The sequence below is a fragment of the Paenibacillus sp. FSL R5-0923 genome (assembly GCF_038009145.1).
In the GTDB taxonomy this organism is placed as follows: domain Bacteria; phylum Bacillota; class Bacilli; order Paenibacillales; family Paenibacillaceae; genus Paenibacillus_AQ.
This window is the reverse complement of record NZ_JBBPAT010000001.1, coordinates 4,331,767-4,348,387: the sequence shown is the minus strand read 5'-3', so window position 1 is coordinate 4,348,387 and position 16,621 is coordinate 4,331,767. Positions and strand designations below refer to the sequence as shown.

16 protein-coding genes are annotated in these 16,621 nt (G+C 46.4%); 14 read left to right on the top strand and 2 right to left on the bottom strand.

All coding sequences use genetic code 11. The features are described from left to right. Positions 1 to 14: 14 nt before the first annotated feature. Positions 15 to 908, top strand: coding sequence for a sugar phosphate isomerase/epimerase family protein (locus MKX35_RS19390; RefSeq protein ID WP_076299742.1), 894 nt, complete (start codon positions 15 to 17; stop codon positions 906 to 908). Positions 909 to 1,124: 216 nt separating this feature from the next. After that, positions 1,125 to 3,062 (top strand): hypothetical protein, encoded by a 1,938-nt coding sequence (locus tag MKX35_RS19385; RefSeq protein WP_076299743.1) that lies wholly within the window; start codon positions 1,125 to 1,127, stop codon positions 3,060 to 3,062. A 134-nt stretch (positions 3,063 to 3,196) separates the two neighbouring features. Here the strand turns inward: MKX35_RS19385 and MKX35_RS19380 are convergent, their stop codons facing one another. Continuing rightward, a complete protein-coding gene (locus MKX35_RS19380; RefSeq protein ID WP_076299744.1) occupies positions 3,197 to 3,730 on the bottom strand; it encodes a GNAT family N-acetyltransferase in 534 nt (177 codons plus the stop codon). Positions 3,731 to 4,093: 363 nt separating this feature from the next. Between MKX35_RS19380 and MKX35_RS19375 the strand changes: the two genes are divergently transcribed. The 12 genes from MKX35_RS19375 (at position 4,094) to MKX35_RS19320 (ending at position 15,354) form a co-directional block, all read left to right on the top strand. Next, positions 4,094 to 4,987, top strand: coding sequence for a LysR family transcriptional regulator (locus tag MKX35_RS19375; protein WP_076299745.1), 894 nt, complete (start codon positions 4,094 to 4,096; stop codon positions 4,985 to 4,987). A 118-nt stretch (positions 4,988 to 5,105) separates the two neighbouring features. Beyond that, positions 5,106 to 5,621, top strand: a complete 516-nt coding sequence (locus tag MKX35_RS19370; RefSeq protein WP_076299746.1) for a GNAT family N-acetyltransferase — start codon at positions 5,106 to 5,108, stop codon at positions 5,619 to 5,621. 4 nt (positions 5,622 to 5,625) lie between these two features. Next, positions 5,626 to 6,477, top strand: coding sequence for a transporter substrate-binding domain-containing protein (locus MKX35_RS19365; protein ID WP_042188293.1), 852 nt, complete (start codon positions 5,626 to 5,628; stop codon positions 6,475 to 6,477). Between the two features lie 33 nt (positions 6,478 to 6,510). Further along, positions 6,511 to 7,296: an amino acid ABC transporter permease gene (locus MKX35_RS19360; protein WP_076299747.1), complete on the top strand. Its 786-nt coding sequence runs from the start codon at positions 6,511 to 6,513 to the stop codon at positions 7,294 to 7,296. Further along, positions 7,293 to 8,003: an amino acid ABC transporter permease gene (locus MKX35_RS19355; RefSeq protein ID WP_076299748.1), complete on the top strand. Its 711-nt coding sequence runs from the start codon at positions 7,293 to 7,295 to the stop codon at positions 8,001 to 8,003. Before MKX35_RS19360 ends, MKX35_RS19355 begins: the two co-directional genes overlap by 4 nt. Next, positions 8,000 to 8,752: an amino acid ABC transporter ATP-binding protein gene (locus MKX35_RS19350; protein ID WP_076299749.1), complete on the top strand. Its 753-nt coding sequence runs from the start codon at positions 8,000 to 8,002 to the stop codon at positions 8,750 to 8,752. The genes MKX35_RS19355 and MKX35_RS19350 overlap by 4 nt, the downstream gene beginning before the upstream one ends. An 11-nt stretch (positions 8,753 to 8,763) precedes the next feature. Further along, positions 8,764 to 9,780, top strand: coding sequence for an LLM class flavin-dependent oxidoreductase (locus MKX35_RS19345; RefSeq protein ID WP_076299750.1), 1,017 nt, complete (start codon positions 8,764 to 8,766; stop codon positions 9,778 to 9,780). A gap of 51 nt (positions 9,781 to 9,831) precedes the next feature. Further along, positions 9,832 to 11,013, top strand: a complete 1,182-nt coding sequence (locus MKX35_RS19340) for an amidohydrolase (RefSeq protein WP_076299751.1) — start codon at positions 9,832 to 9,834, stop codon at positions 11,011 to 11,013. After that, complete coding sequence (gene solA, locus MKX35_RS19335; protein WP_076299752.1) at positions 11,010 to 12,185, top strand: N-methyl-L-tryptophan oxidase; 1,176 nt, start codon at positions 11,010 to 11,012, stop codon at positions 12,183 to 12,185. Before MKX35_RS19340 ends, solA begins: the two co-directional genes overlap by 4 nt. Continuing rightward, positions 12,185 to 12,664, top strand: coding sequence for a DinB family protein (locus MKX35_RS19330; RefSeq protein WP_076299753.1), 480 nt, complete (start codon positions 12,185 to 12,187; stop codon positions 12,662 to 12,664). The genes solA and MKX35_RS19330 overlap by 1 nt, the downstream gene beginning before the upstream one ends. Before the next feature lie 75 nt (positions 12,665 to 12,739). Further along, complete coding sequence (locus tag MKX35_RS19325) at positions 12,740 to 14,077, top strand: LLM class flavin-dependent oxidoreductase (protein WP_076299754.1); 1,338 nt, start codon at positions 12,740 to 12,742, stop codon at positions 14,075 to 14,077. Next, the gene (locus MKX35_RS19320; protein WP_256716324.1) at positions 14,074 to 15,354 is read left to right on the top strand and encodes a M20 metallopeptidase family protein; all 1,281 of its coding nucleotides are present in this window, start codon (positions 14,074 to 14,076) and stop codon (positions 15,352 to 15,354) included. The genes MKX35_RS19325 and MKX35_RS19320 overlap by 4 nt, the downstream gene beginning before the upstream one ends. 47 nt (positions 15,355 to 15,401) lie before the next feature. Here MKX35_RS19320 and MKX35_RS19315 read toward each other — a convergent pair whose 3' ends face one another. Beyond that, positions 15,402 to 16,448 (bottom strand): stalk domain-containing protein, encoded by a 1,047-nt coding sequence (locus MKX35_RS19315; RefSeq protein ID WP_076299755.1) that lies wholly within the window; start codon positions 16,446 to 16,448, stop codon positions 15,402 to 15,404. Between the last annotated feature and the right edge of the window lie 173 nt (positions 16,449 to 16,621).

The following is a 16,621-nucleotide window of genomic DNA, read 5'->3' as shown; positions in this document are numbered from 1 at the left end:
GGAGGATTATTACCATGGTTAAACCAATTATCACTAACAAAATCGGCGTTATCGTAGACAGTTTTCAGGTCGGAGTAAAAGAGGGGTTGCGCAAGGCAAAAGAAGCAGGGGCTGATGGAGTTCAGATTTATGCGGTGCAAGGTGAATTTGATCCCGCTAACCTTTCTCCTTCAGCCCGCCGTGAATGGAAGGAATACATCGCTTCACTGGGTCTCGAAATCTCTGCCCTCGTTGGAGATTTAGGCGGACATGGATTTCAGGACCCTGCACAGAACCGTGCCAAAATCGAAAAGTCCAAACGCATTATGGAGCTGGCCAAGGAGCTAGGTACAGATATCGTAACTACACATATCGGTATTGTTCCCTCTGACCACACCAGTAAAATTTATGAAACCATGCACATCGCCTGTGAGGAACTAAGCAGATACGCGCATGAGATGAATTCTTACTTTGCGATTGAGACTGGGCCAGAACCCGCTGCGCGTCTGAAGACGTTCCTCGACGGTTTGGGTTCCAAAGGGGTTTCTGTTAATTTTGACCCGGCCAACATGGTGATGGTGACTGGTGATGATCCCGTGCAAGGTGTTCATACACTAAAAGACTACATTGTACACACCCATGCTAAAGATGGTCTCAAACTTGCCGATATCGATCCGCGCGATGTTTACGGTCAATATGGTTATGAAGCACCCGCATTAGACCATGAGAAGATGGCTGAAATGGCCGAGACCGGCTCGGCGTTCCGTGAAGTTCCACTTGGAGCAGGTTCTGTCGACTGGAACAATTATCTGCAAGCGCTGAACGACATCGGTTATACAGGTTTCCTGACCATAGAACGGGAAGTTGGCACTAATCCAGAGGAAGATATCCGCCAGGCTGTGAATTTTTTAAAGGCTTTTCGGGTCTGAACATGGTAGTGATAATGATTAAATAGTTCATCCAACCTTTGGGATAAAAGAGAAGCTGCCTTACAGGAGAACAGGCCTGTACGGTGGCTTTTTTTATTGCTACAAACAATGTTACTTAATTCAGGATAAGAATCTGATCCAATTGCTAATCTCATTTATTGCAACTTTATCCTCTATTTGGCGTTAAAGAAGAGAGAACATGAAGGGGGAGCCTATATGAAAAAGATAAATCTACTAGCCCTTTTAGCAGTCATTTCAGTAATCATTGTTGGATGTATCAATACAGGGAATAAGGATAAAGTGAATCAAACCCTGATCGATCTGAGCTCTGTTAATTCCATAACAATCCAGAACGATAGCGGTGAATCCATGACCATAACGGACAATAATTTAATAGAACAATTCAATGAAGCCATACATACTGCTGAGTATGACAGCGCCAAGCTTGATATTGCAGCACCTGATTATGAAGCTACTGTTGAATTGAAGAATAAAGAAAACGAAAAGTTCTCATTCTGGATTAATGGCGAGAATAATGGTCTTTTCACCAAATCAGGACAAAATGGACATTACAAGCTGCCGGAAACAAAAAAAGTAGTTTTACTTGATTTATTTCAACCCAATGAGCAACAAGTAGAAGCCGATAATCTAAAAATTGACGAGGAAATCAAGCGAATCACAGTAGCGAAATCTCTAGCACATGGTTCAGTGAATGCTAACATAAAGGCTGAATACATAGATCATGAAAGCATAGAAACTTTCGTCCGAGCCATCCGTACCGCTGTACAAATACCAGGAAATTTAAATACCGCAACGCCTAACTATGATATTGTTCTAATTTCAAATAATAATAAATATGCCTTTCATCTATGGATTAACGAAACAAGCGAGCAAGGCATGTTAATGAATGTGAACGAAACAAGCACAGGCTACACACTTACTAAGGAATCAACTATCGAGTTAAAAAAGCTTATATTCTTGGAAGCAAACTTTAAGGGGCTGGAGTTTAATGCAGTACGGAGCTCAAATGGAGAACTGGTGGCTAAACCAATTGGCATAACCGAAAATAACTATCTATTAAACGGTGGGGCAGTGGTTGAATTACAAGGAATCTTATATCATACCATTCATTTTTTCTATGGCGACCATAATGCAGTTAACGCTTTACTAGCCCATGATCCTGCTACGGATGAGGTGATGGTGAAATGGAGCGATGAGCTGATCGATACCGATAACCGTTGGAACAATGCATTTATGAACAACTATAATATGCTAATCAAGTTGGATGAGGATCATCTATTATTTCTGGAATCGGATCTGACGAAAGAAGCTGGGAAATATCATTTGTCCTCTTATAATGTTGTTACAGGAGATATTGAACGACTTCGGGAAGACTTTTGGCCGCTTTCTGATGATTCTGACTACATCTATAAATTCCAGTGGAATGCGGATGAACAAATATTATTTATGCAAAGTTACCTCGGCAATGTATGGTTGTTTGATCTGAGGAAAGGAAAGGACGATGTGTATCTTCTAAAATATCCGGTAATCCCTCACTCGACGACCGGTGCACCATCTCTGTTTCTTTCACCAACCTTTAAGAGATTTGTACATGATGATGAGAGCGGCCAATTAACCTTTTATGATAATAAAGGAGCTTCGCTACGTACTGTGCCGTTACCACAAGAGCAATATGTACCTTCTGAGAAAATAAAGTGGAACCCGGCGGGCACGATTGCCTGGATGGATACAGCAGAGATCAACCAAAACCGAATCCATGACATCGATATCGATTATTTGAAAATCGCTCCCCAAAAAATTGATTTTTATAATCAGGATGGGCTTCCCATCGGCTCCATTAAGACTGAAAGCGACCAAGAAGATGCAGCGGTTGAAGTTGTAGGATGGATGGACGCTAATGTAGCTGTGATAAAATCCTATTCAGTAGAACTTTTGTACAAGGATACTATAGGGCTGAAGGTTAAGAATGTTTCTTATTATCTCTATGATGTAAAGAAGAAGCAGAAGGGAGCTAGCTTTTCGTCCATCCCCGCCAAAGCAACTGTAATTTTAGATCATCGCCTGGATGATGCAGATACTGAAGGCGATATCACTGTGAGTTTTAAAGAAATTACCTATAAAAAAGGAAATTAAATGAGCCTCGGAAGTTCGCCGCAATGATCACATAAGATCATTGGAAGCTTCCCGAGGTTTCTTTTTTATTATTTCAAGACAATGCTTAAGAATGCGTTATATTCATCGAGTTAGTCTGTACTTGAATTTTATAATTATCCTGCTGAAGTACGGACGGAATTCTGTAGGTCTAGTTGGAAACCCTGTACCAGGGTTTCCCCGTTCATAAGATCGGTCTCATACGCCCGTTTGAAGCCTAAGCGATAGTAGAGCTTGATTGCTGAAGCCATCATTTCTGAAGTATGCAGATTTAAAGTGGTGGCTCCTAACTCATGAGATCTCCTAGCAGCTTCGTGAATTAGATGGGTTGCAACACCGAGGCCGCGAGCGGATGGGGATACGGCAAGCAAGCGTAGGATAGGGGAGTGAATGCCTAGTTCTGGTTTACCGTAAGCCGTTTCCGAGGAGCTAAACAAGAGTGCGCTACCAATGATTTTCTTGTCGATTTCAGCGATGATCCGCACGATCGGGGCATCGCCATGGACAGATTCAAGAAGTGATTTCCGGTACGCTAGCCACAACGGCTCGGGCATGATTTCCGAATATTGGTGGTAAGCGTCCAGTATCACTTCAGCGATGGCATCACGGTCATTATTCTCAGCTTCACGGATAATAATCTTTTGTGACATAATCTCGCGATCCCCTTTCAGTTAATGTATAGTTCATACGAATGAAGTCATTATAAACGATAATTCCGAGTTATATAAGGGGTATTTTATTATTTTGATAAATGAATAGAAAAGCTCTATATGAAATAAACATAACAGTCGATTATAAAGGGATTTACTATAACTTCTGTAGTTTCAAATTTTAAATTATTAATCATTTATGAATGAAGTTTTGTGGAAATCCGATTATTTTACACGGAATTTAAGTTGACAAAAAATAGGGGGGTGCATAAGATATAAACAAAATCTATAGGAAAGCATCGTTTTATTTCATTGTTTTTTCATCGGAATAGTAAAATTAATATTAGTTTAGGGGGAGTAGGGATGAACATTGAAAATATTGAGGCTTTTGTCTACATTAATCATTATGGAAGCTTCAATAAAGCGGCTGAAGTCCTATATATCTCTCAGCCGACAGTTACGGCACGGATTCAATCGCTCGAAAGGGAATTGGATTGCAGAGTGTTTGATCGGTTAGGTAAGCAGATTAGCCTAACGGATAAAGGTAAGCAATTTCTTCCCTATGCCCAGCAGATTCTCCAGATCTATCAGAACGGTAAATATCAGGTTCAGGCCAAGGGGCTTATTCCAAATGAACTGAGGATCGGCAGTACTGTCTCGGTATCCAATTATTTAATGCCGCAACTGATGCTTCATTTGAAGCGCAGGTATCCGCATATCACGATCAAGCTGACGACAGCTTCTACGGAGGTATTGATTGATAAGCTGAAATCGAAAGAGCTAGATCTGGCTTTTATCCGTAAGGTCGTAAATCCAGCCATTCAAGCCTTTCCTTTCTGCGAAGACCCCATTTCGCTGTATGTAGAGAAGGGGCATCGCTTAGCTAAGGCACAACGTACATCGCTGGAGGATATTCGCCAGGAGACGTTAGTCTTTTTTGAATGCGGGTCTTTGGATTGGATGCGACTGCATCGTGTATTTGAGAGCATGGAACAGCCGCCGAAAATTGAATATCAGGTGGATAACCTGGAGACAGCCAAGAAGCTGGTGTTGAAAAAAGCAGGTATCTGTTTCCTTCCGGCACTTAGTGTGCAAGAGGAAGTAGCAGCTGGGACGTTAGTACGGGTGGATATTGCGGAGACGGAAGGCATCTCCTTACGTACCAGCCTGATTTCACTAAATGGGGAGAACGCTGAATTCATAGAAACTCTACTTGAACTCGGGATTGGTAAAACGGGAGATCGACTAATTGTATAGATGTATTAAAAAACTCTATTAGCGCATGGACACATGCAGTGATAAAGTTAATTGCATATAATGACGACTATTTCGATAGGAATTATAAATTTAATTTCGGAAGGATGGAGGGCTTGCGATGAGTGAGACATACAGACTAGCAGAACTGAAAGATGCGGAGATTTTGCTTGAGGTTACATATCGTGCGTATGAGCTGATTCGTGAGCTCGGGCTGCATTGGCCGGCGGCTACAGCTGACTTGGCACTTATTGAAGACAATATTGCTACGAATGAGTGTTATGTGCTTGAAGTTGATGGAACGATAGTTGCGACGATAACACTTTCAAAAGAAGAAGAGATTAAGAAGATTAGCCCACTGCCTTTTATTAAATGGTTTGCTGCTCATCCGGATTACAGTAACAGAGGTTATGGTGGAAAGCTTCTAGGTTGGGTGGAAGAGCACATTATTGCTGGACAATTGGGTTCGGCTGCGGTCACGCTGGCAACGGCGAAGAAGCACCCATGGTTAGTTCAAATGTATGAACGCCGGGGGTATGAACGGTTTCTGGAACTGGATCAGCAGAATGGTGACGGCATTATGTTTCTGATGAAAAAAACACTTATAGATAAACCACAAATCATTCAAAGGGGATAGAACAATGAAAAAGTCCATTTCATTAGTAATTGCATCGTTATTGACACTGGCGATAGCAGGTTGCGGAAATAACAGCACGAACAGTAGTCAGAATGGAAATGCAGCCGAAGCTTCGGCAACGGCAAATAGTTCGACAAAGGTAACTAAGATCATCGTAGGCACGGGTACTGCTTTTCCGAAGGTCTGCTTCATAGATGAGAACGGCAAGCTTACAGGCTTCGATGTGGAACTGCTCAAAGAAATCGATAAGCAGCTGCCTGAATATGAATTCGAGTTTCAAACCATGGATTTCAGCAATTTACTGCTGAGTCTGGAAACTAAAAAAATCGACCTGGTTGCCCATGTCATGGAGAAAAATCCAGAGCGGGAGTTGAAATATTCTTTTAACAAAGAAGCCTATGCCCACTGGAGAAACCGCATCGTAGTGGCGAAGGATAATGATTCGATCCAATCACTGGATGATCTTAAAGGAAAAAAGGTATTAGTCGGTGCGACAAGCGCACAAGCGCAAATTCTGGAAAACTACAATAAAGAGCATGACAATGCGATTAATATCGTGTATCAGAACGGTGCAGCGAATGATACCGTCGCACAGATTAGTACTGGGCGTGTGGACGCTACGCTGGCTGCAGATTTTGTCCTGCCGATCATTGATCCGCAGAGTCAGCTAAAAGCTACGGGCGACGAGCTGTCCTCCGCGGACATTCTCTATGTTTTCCGTAAGGATGATGCCGATTCACAAAAGCTGTCAGATGCGATTGACAGTGCGATTAAAGAGCTGAAGACGGACGGAACACTGGGTAAGCTGAGCACGGAATGGCTGGGTGCGGATGTTACAGCGGATTCGGTTAAATGATTGAGCCGGTGAGCACGGGAAGGGAGGGAATATATGGGCGCACAGTTTGATATCAGTTTTGTATTTTCGTTTTTGCCTAAGTTACTAGGGACTTTAAGCACCACGCTTCTGATTGTCGCCTGTTCTCTACTGACAGGAATTATTGTCGGCTTTCTCGTAGCTCTGCCAAGACTTTATAAAGTGCCTGTGTTAAAGACCCTCTCCGAAATCTATATTTCTTTTTTTCGGGGAACTCCGATTCTTATCCAGCTCTTCTTGTTTTATTATGGTCTGCCTGAAATCATGAAGCTGGTCCATGTGGATATGACCCGAACTCCTGTACTTGTCTTTGTGATTCTAACCTACGGTCTGCATACGGGAGCATACATGTCCGAAATGATTAGGGCTTCTGTGATGGCGGTGGATAAGGGGCAGGTGGAGGCAGCATACGCTGCAGGGATGACGGGGTTTCAAGCTTTTACACGAATCGTGCTGCCCCAAGCGCTAGGTATAGCAGTTCCTGTATTCTCCAATCTAGTAATTGCACTACTGAAAGATACGTCATTAGCTTTTACCCTCGGGGTGATGGAAATGTCAGGTAAAGCTCAGACGCTTGGCAGCTTAACACAGCATTTTATTGAAACCTATATCGCGCTTGCGCTTATTTATCTGGTCATCAGCTTTACGATTGAGAAGCTGCTGCTTGTAGCAGAACACCATCTGCTACGGCATGAAAAGCGAAATACGCCTGAGAAAAAATTGTTTAAAATCAACAAAAGCTGGTCCTACCGACGCATTATTGCAGAATTGGGACCGGGCAAAGGAGGCACCGGATTATGAAACTGGACCCCTCGTTTATATGGACTGCTCTGGTACAAATTCTAAGTGCAATTCCTACGACCTTATATATTACCGTTGTCTCTGTATTGATTGGTTTTGTGATTGGAGTGGCTGTAGCCTTGATCCGGCTATACAGAATTCCACTGCTGCATCCGCTGGCCGTCGGTTATGTTACGTTCATCCGCGGGACACCGATGCTGACGCATCTGCTTCTTATATATTTTGGGCTTCCTGTGCTGATTGATGGTCTGGCGGCGCATTTCGGCTGGAGCTTTAGGTCGGTTTCGATTCCGATGATCGGTTTTGCTTATATTTCGTTCTCGATTACTGCTGGAGCTTATATGTCCGAGGTCGTCCGTTCCGGTCTGCTCGCTGTGGATCGCGGTCAGCTAGAAGCAGCCCACTCTATCGGTATGACTACGCCCCAAGCACTAAAGCGGATTGTTTTTCCTCAAGCGCTGGCGGCAAGTCTGCCTAATCTTTCGAATTCAGTAATCGGTATGCTGCACGGATCTACCCTTGCTTTTACTGTTTCGGTGGTGGATATCAATGCTAAGGCACAGATAGTGGCTTCAACGAACTGGAAGTTTTTTGAGGCTTATCTGGCAGCTGCGCTGATCTTCTGGGCACTAACATTTCTGATCGAACGCGTGACGTCGGTCATTGAGAAAAGGATTAATCTGTACAATCGAGGTGGAGTAGCATGATCAAACTTGTGCAAATTTCGAAGTCATTCGGTCGGAATCAGGTATTAAACAATATAGATTTAACGGTGACGAAGGGAGAGGTTGTCGTCATTCTCGGCCCCAGTGGCTCCGGCAAAACGACTCTCTTACGCTGTGTGAATTATCTGGAGAGGCCAAGCAGCGGAGAGATCGCCATTGGCGATTTCAAAGTGAACTGCAAACATGCCCGCAAAAAGGAGATTCATCAGCTAAGGCAAAAAACGGCAATGGTATTTCAGCAGTACAATTTGTTCCGTCATAAAACCGCGCTGGAGAACGTGATGGAAGGGCTGTTAATTGTCAAAAAGCTTCCGAAGGACGAAGCGAGAAAGCGGAGTATTGCACTGCTTGAAAAGGTTGGTCTTGCCAGCAAGCTGGACGCCTACCCGAGTCAGCTGTCCGGGGGTCAGCAGCAGCGAGTAGGGATTGCCCGCGCCTTGGCGCTTGAACCAGAGGTTATATTGTTCGACGAACCAACATCGGCGCTGGACCCTGAGCTAGTGGGTGAGGTGCTGGCAGTTATCCGAAAAATTGCCAAGGAAGGCATCACAATGATTGTAGTCACCCATGAAATGGGGTTTGCTCGTGATGTGGCGAATCATGTGGTTTTTATGGACGGAGGCGTCATTGTTGAAGAAGGAACGCCGACAGAGCTGTTTAATCATCCGCGCGAAGAAAGAACGAAGCAGTTCCTGAAGCGAATCACACCTGAATTTAACTATTCCATATAGGAGGAAAAACAATGGCTATTACTATCAGCGTACTCGATCAAAGTCCGATCTATCCGGGAGAAACGCCAGAGGAAGCATTCCAGCATACCATTAAGCTGGCTCAACTGTCTGAGGAGCTTAGATTTCATCGATTCTGGGTTTCCGAGCATCATGACTCTGAGCAGGTAGCCGGTTCTTCTCCAGAAGTACTCATCTCACATCTGCTGGCCAAAACAGAGCGCATCCGCATTGGCTCCGGTGGCATCATGCTCCAGCATTACAGTCCGTACAAGGTGGCGGAGAACTTCAATGTGCTGTCTACACTGGCTCCTGGCCGAGTGGATCTCGGAGTGGGACGCGCTCCCGGTGGACTCCCGCGCAGCACACAAGCGCTTCAGCAGGAAAGAACCGAATCCCCTAGCTTAACGGACAAAATCATCGAGCTGGAGAAATATGTGCATAACCGGCTCGAAGAAAACCACCCGCTGGCTGGGTTGAAGGCAGGTCCCCTTCCTGGTATTCCGCCTGAGCTGTATGTGCTTGGCGCGAGTGTAGGCAGTGCAGAGATTGCTGCTGAACTTGGATTACCTTATGTGTTCTCCCTATTTATTAATAGCGATAAGACAGTAGCGCTAGATGCTATTCGTGCTTACCGAAGCGGTTTTGTTTCTTCACAGGGCAGACAACCGCAAGCAATTATCGCTTTAGCACTAGTGGTGGCTGATACCGAAGAGGAAGCGAAAGAACTGGCGGGCGCACATAAGTTGATTCGGATTCAGCTGGCAAGCGGGAAGAAGCTAACCGTTGGAACCCGGGAACAGGCGGAGGAGTTTGCCCGCCAGAGCAATGAAGCATACACGATTGAAGAGTTGGAACCAGAGATTACCAAAGGAACAAAGAACTCTGTACGTGAACAGCTGTTGGCACTTTCAGAGGCATCCGGTGTTGAGGAGTTCATCATAACTACGAATGTGCAGCCTTTTGACAAACGGTTCCGCTCCTTTGAGCTACTGAGCGAAGCAATCGCTGAAGTGCCGGCAGAGGCATAAGCGGGCGGATCAGGATCACACAACAAATCGTTTAAAGGAGGGTGACTGTATATGACTAGTAAAGCTAAAGAGCTGAGTGCGGAAGCGCTTGGAGAAGAATTAATCGGGATACGCCGTCATCTGCATCGGCACCCGGAACTGTCGAACGAAGAATATGAGACAACAAAATATATTATTTCCCTGCTGGAGCGGGCAGGAGTCAGGGTCGTAGATTACGGTCTGTCTACCGGAGTGATCGCAGAAATTGGGGGCAAGCAGCCCGGTCCGGTCATCGCGCTGCGCGCTGATATCGATGCCTTGCCAATCCAGGAGGAAACTGGAGCAGCTTATGCTTCGTTGTATCCCGGCAAAATGCATGCCTGCGGACATGATTTCCATACGGCTGCCTTGATCGGTGCCGCCTATCAATTGAAGCAGCGAGAGGGTCAGTTACTAGGAACGGTACGCCTGTTGTTTCAACCGGCTGAAGAGAAGGCGCAAGGGGCACAGCGGATCATTGCTAGCGGGGCGCTAGAAGAAGTCCGGGCAGTAATCGGGCTGCATAACAAGCCGGAACTGCCAGTCGGAACGATCGGTATTACGGCGGGCCCTTTAATGGCAGCGGCTGACGGTTTTGTGATTGAAGTGCAGGGTGGCAGTTCTCATGCTGCCGTTCCAGAAGCTGGGATAGACCCGATTGTAGCTGCTTCGCATATCGTGACTGCATTTCAATCCATTGTAAGTCGCAATGTCAGTCCCCTACAAAGTGCGGTGGTCAGTGTGACGCAGATTCATAGCGGAAATTCATGGAATATCATCCCCGAAAAAGCCGTGCTTGAGGGTACAATCCGTACCTTTGATGAAACGGTGCGCAGCAAAGTACTTGACCGCTTTCGGGAAGTGGCGACTGGTGTGGCAGCTGCTCTTGGAGCTAAAGTCACTGTCCGCTGGATCGAAGGGCCGCCTCCGGTCATCAACGACGCCGCCTTAGCGGCGTTAGGGGTAGAGTCGGCTGAAGCTCTTGGCTACCGAGCGGTCAAACCAGAGCTTTCACTGGCCGGAGAGGATTTTGCCTTCTATCAGCGCGTGGTACCGGGATTATTCGTCTATATAGGTACTGAAGGAAGCCAAGAATGGCATCATCCAGCCTTCAATCTGGATGAACAGGCACTCCCTGTGGCAGCACGTTTCCTAGCGGATGCGGCTGTACGTTCCCTTGAGTACAACAATTCCGGTGGAGGTGCAGAATTATAGCTGAACATAAGAGTTACGATGTAATTATCGTAGGCGCAGGCTCGATGGGCATGAGCGCTGGTTACAATCTTGCGAGGCGCGGAGTGAAGACGCTACTAGTGGATGCATTCGATCCTCCACATACACAGGGCAGCCATCACGGGGAATCCCGGCTGATCCGGCATGCTTACAGCGGTGATCCCGCCTACATTGATTTAGCTTTGCGGGCAGATACACTATGGAAAGAAGCGGAACAGTTGAGCGAAACAGAACTCCTTGTCCGCTCAGGTGTCTTGAATCTCGCGGATAGCACAGTGTATTCCTTCAACGGTCGACTCGAAGAAGCGAAGAAACGGAAGGTGCTGGTCCATCATCTGGATGCCGAAGAGATCCGGCGGCGCTGGCCGGCATTGAACATACCAGAATCATTCGAGGCAATGTATGAACCAGATGCCGGATATTTGTACAGCGAACGCTGTATTTCCGCCTACCGTCAGCTTGCCCTTGGACATGGTGCGGAACTGTTGACGAACACTCCAGTAGTGAATGTCACCGCTCGCGAAGGCAGCGTTACGGTTCATACGACAAATGGCGATTATCACGGAGCGGCAGTTATTCTTAGTGCCGGAGCTTGGTTTGGCAAATTGGCACCTTTTGTACATTTGCCGATTAAAGCAATCCGCAAAGTTGTGGGCTGGTTTGAGAGCTCCCCTGCTTTTGCTGCTGGTAATTTCCCTGGCTTTACGTTAGGAGCAGAGGAAGGTGGCTATTACGGATTTCCCAGCATTGATGGAGCTGGCCTGAAGATCGGCCGGCATGATACAGGGCTGGAATGGAAGCCGGGTACACAGCTTGCCCCGTTCGGCAGTGAAGCCAGCGATGAGGGTGACCTCCGCAAGGTACTGGAGTCTTACATGCCCGGTGCGGCTGGTCGATTGCTAAAAGGTTCTGCATGTAAATATGAGCATACGCCTGATGAAGATTTCATTATAGACTGCCATCCGCTCCATTCCAACGTGCTGATAGCTGGAGGATTTTCGGGGCATGGTTTTAAATTTTCTAGTGTTGTGGGTGAAATACTGGCTGACTTAGCGATCGGCGGAGTTACAACTCATAACATCCAGCCTTTTTCGTTATCTCGTTTCGCACCACCGGATCATTCGCGAACAAGTCTTATATTGGAGGGGATTTAATGAGCAGAGTTCAAATCAGTGATTATCTAAGGACGTATCATCAATTAGTAAAGTCGACCGCCGGGTTAACGGAGGAACAACTGAAATGGAAGGCAGAACCCGCCAGTTGGAGTGTGACTGAGGTACTGACTCATCTGGCTGATCACAGCATCGTAGTTTCGTTCCGCATTCGTGATATTCTCGCTGCTACGACTACACAGCTTCCAGTCTTCAATCAGGATGCTTGGGTCAGCGGTCAGTACGCCAACAGCGGCAATGCTTCCGACAATCTGGAGCTGTTCCGCAGCCTGCTTTACTATAACAGCCTTTTGTTTGAACGGCTTAGCGAAGAAGATTGGGAGAAAAGCGGAATTAATTTCAAGGGGGAGACCGTGAAAATTTCCGATATCGTGCACGGCTTCACTGGACATGTGGAGAGACATCTTGGTCAGATCGAGCGAATCAAACAGGGCGCAGCTAATGCATCGTTTGTGCAATGATTGCTTCCGAAGTCAGTTTTGCATGAAGTGAAATCAAGGAAGCGTATGCTCACAAAACTTTTAGGAGGAATGAACATGACCAAACCAAGACAACTGAAGCTGGGTGCACTGCTGCATGGGGTAGGAGGCAGCACGTCGATGTGGCGCCATCCAGATGCCAAACCAGATGCCAGTGTAAACTTTGAATTATACAAAGAGTGGGTACAGAAGGCGGAAGAAGGCAAGTTGGATCTGATCTTCATCGCAGACGGTCTGTACATTAATGAAAAGTCCATTCCTCATTTCCTTAACCGGTTTGAGCCGCTGACCATACTTAGCGCACTCGCAGCCGTCAGCACTAACATCGGTTTAGTTGGTACCCTGTCTACCTCGTACAGTGAACCATTTACCGTAGCGCGTCAATTCGGCTCACTGGATGTAATCAGCGGCGGCCGGGCCGGCTGGAATGTGGTGACTTCACCTCTGGAAGGTTCTGCGTCAAATTACAGCAAAAAAGAGCATCCTGACCATGGCAAGCGCTACCGTATTGCCACCGAATATTTGCAGGTGACACGCGGACTATGGGATTCTTGGGAGGATGATGCGTTTGTACGAGACAAGGAATCAGGTGTATTCTTTGATCCGCAAAAAATGCATACCCTGGACCATCAAGGAGAGTTCTTCTCTGTGAAGGGACCGCTGAATATTGCTCGTTCGAAACAGGGGCAGCCAGTCGTATTTCAGGCAGGCTCCTCGGAAGTCGGTAAGAATTATGCCTCCAAGGAAGCAGATGCTATCTTCACTGGACACGAAACACTAGAAGATGCCCAAGCATTCTATAACGATGTTAAGACACGGGTAGCTTCGTTTGACCGGAACCCGGATGAGGTGCTGATCTTCCCTGGAATCGCTCCAATCATCGGTGACACGCCGGAGGAGGCAGAGCGCAAATACCAGGAGGTTGCTGGCCTTGTAACGATTGAGAATGCACTGAATTACTTAGGCAGATTCTTCGAGCATCATGATTTCTCGCAATATCCGCTGGATGAGCCGTTCCCTGAGCTTGGCGAGTTGGGGCGCAATAGCTTTCAGAGCGGCACGGATAAAATCAAAAAGGATGCGAAGGAGAGAGGCTTGACGCTTCGACAGGTCGCCTTGCAATCGGCTACCCCACGCAGCAGCTTCATTGGCACACCGGAGCAAGTAGCTGATCAGATTCAAACTTGGTTTGAGAGTGGTGGGGCAGATGGATTTATGATCGCGGCTGCCGTCCCTAACGGACTGGAGGAATTCATCGATCGGGTGGTACCGATTCTGCAGGAGCGGGGTTTGTTCCGCACTGAATACGAAAGTGACACGCTGCGTGGAAACCTCGGCATTCCGTTGCCGGAGAACCGCTATTCCAAAGCTTCTCAGCCAGCAGGGCAAATTTGACGGTTGATCCAGTATTCGCAATCCACCAAAACTCGAATATTGCGGAGATGATGCATTACGCCGGCCAGCTGCAGGATGAAATGATTGAATACCGTCGTGATTTGCATGCCCATCCGGAGCTACTGTATGATGTCGTTCGCACTTCTAATAAAGTAGCAGATTTGTTAGAGGAGTGGGGGATCACAGTACGTAGAAATGTAGGTAAACATTTCGGAATGGGGGTGGTCGGCCTCCTGCAAGGCTTAGCAGACAATGGCAATAGTGGGCCCACTCTTCTTCTTAGGGCAGATATGGATGCCCTGTCGATACAAGAGTGCAATGAGTTGCCTTACAAGTCAGTCAATGACGGCATCATGCACGCCTGTGGCCATGATGCCCATACCGCTATGCTGTTGGGCGCTGCCCGAACCTTGGCAGCCTTCCGGGAACGATTGATGGGCACGATCATTTTCGTCTTTCAACCAGCTGAGGAAGGCGCGGTCAAGAGTCCGCTTGATGGAAGATTACTCTCAGGCGGCCGCGATCTCATTGAGGATAACGTGCTGGAAGGTGTCGACCATGCCTACGCGCTACATGTCATGCCAGAGCTTCCGGTCGGAACGCTTGGTATTCACCCTCATGATGCCATGGCAGCGTCCAGCCATTTTAAGGTGGAATTTCAGGGGATATCCGGTCATCATAGTGCTCCGCACAGAGCTGTAGATGCGATCCAGATGGCGGCACGATATATAGGAGAGATTAACGGAATGATGGCTAATCGAATCGATCCGCAGGAGGCGGCGGTGTTGGCCTTCGGAACGTTGCAGGCTGGTACTGCTGTTAATGTGATCGCTGAACACAGTGAACTAACAGGAACGTTCAGAGCGTTTACCAAGACGACGGTAGCTGCAATTACAAATGGTTTACAGCGCCATGCTTCAGCTATAGCTGAGTCTTATGGAGGGAAATACAAGCTGGAGCTGCGTGAAGGAATTGCAGTAGTGAACAATGCGGAAGCGGTGCAGCAGGTGCTTCATGCAGCCCGTGCAGTTCTAGGTGAGGATCAGGTAATACTTCTGGAGCAGCCAAGTCTGGCTGGTGAGGATTTTGGTTGGTATCTTGAAAAGGTTCCCGGTGCCTTCGCCTTTATTGGTTGCGGTAATAAGGAGAAGGGAATTGTCCATGCTATCCATCAGCCACAGTTTAATATCGATGAAGCGATGCTAGTTCATGGTGCGAGGATACTGGTTAGACTCGCAATACAGCATAATGGATCGGCCAGCGGCAAACAAAAGTAAAAGGTACCCCAATGGGATACCTTTTACTTTTGTTTAGGCTTGTCAACTCACCAGAAATACGTTTCGAATGTATAACCGTTTTTCCCAAAGAAAGTTATCTCACCGCTTGTCACTTCCTCAGGAATGTCAAAAAACATGCCTTGTTTACCCGCGATATCAAAGGTGTGAGTTACTTTCTTATCATGAACTTTGTAACTTACCTCGAAATGACTGAATTGCTTCTTAAGACCTTGATCGAACATACCGACACTAACGAGTTGTCCGCTCCTCTTCACTTGGACGTCGTCTCCATCATCCCCCATGCCTAAATCCATACTCCAGTCCAAACTCCCGTTTTTTAAACGATCGACGTATTTCAACGTAAGCGATTCTACGCCATCTTCCTCTTCGATATGTAAGAGTACAGCTGTATATTTATCAATAATCCGAGAATCCAGAACTGGGAGTCCGCTCAAAATAGCAAATTCAGTTAACTCCTGCTCTGTTATTGCCTCTCCTGAGGGATCATCCATCTCGATAGGTTTCATTCCTAGCCAATCTTCCCACTCCTCAGGAGATTCGAGTTCAGCACGAAAGTCATCATCCGTGGTAATGATCGCTGTTCTAGTTGTTACATCCCAATCAACGGAGATCCCGATTCGTTCGGCAATAGCGCGCAATGGAACCATAATATCACTGCCGGAGAGATAAGGTGTAGGACTCTTCCAATTGATCCAAACATCAGAATCCTCTATATCTTCGTCGTAATCGCTAAACATATAATCATTTTTATCCGGATAAATAGAAAGTGCTCCGTTAAAATGTGATATAAAAACATGCGGATAAGGGTTATCTATAAACTTCGAAATATCGGCTTGTATGTCGGGATGCTCAAAAAGTTGGGTTGGAACGAACGTTTTTCCCTCTATTAACGTAGGCAACTCATCTTGAAAGGAAAAGTTTATGCCATTAATTGTGACGGAGGGTTGGATCGCAGAACGTTGGATAGAATCGGATAACTTCGGTACAACCGAAGCCGATGCAAAGATCGGAGTCGAATTGGAAGCCGATAAGAAAAGAATAAGTAATACGTTCATGAAGCGGCGGTTGTGCATGAATACAAGTCTCCTTTTTTTGCTTATCACTTTAATAATCAAATCAATATCCTAAATATACCATGTGGAGATTATTATAGGGGATTCTTAGCACAAGGCTTAAATCGAGTAGTTTTTTCTTAACAGGATCATTAGTTTGACATTATGCAAGCACTTAACTATACTTATTATAG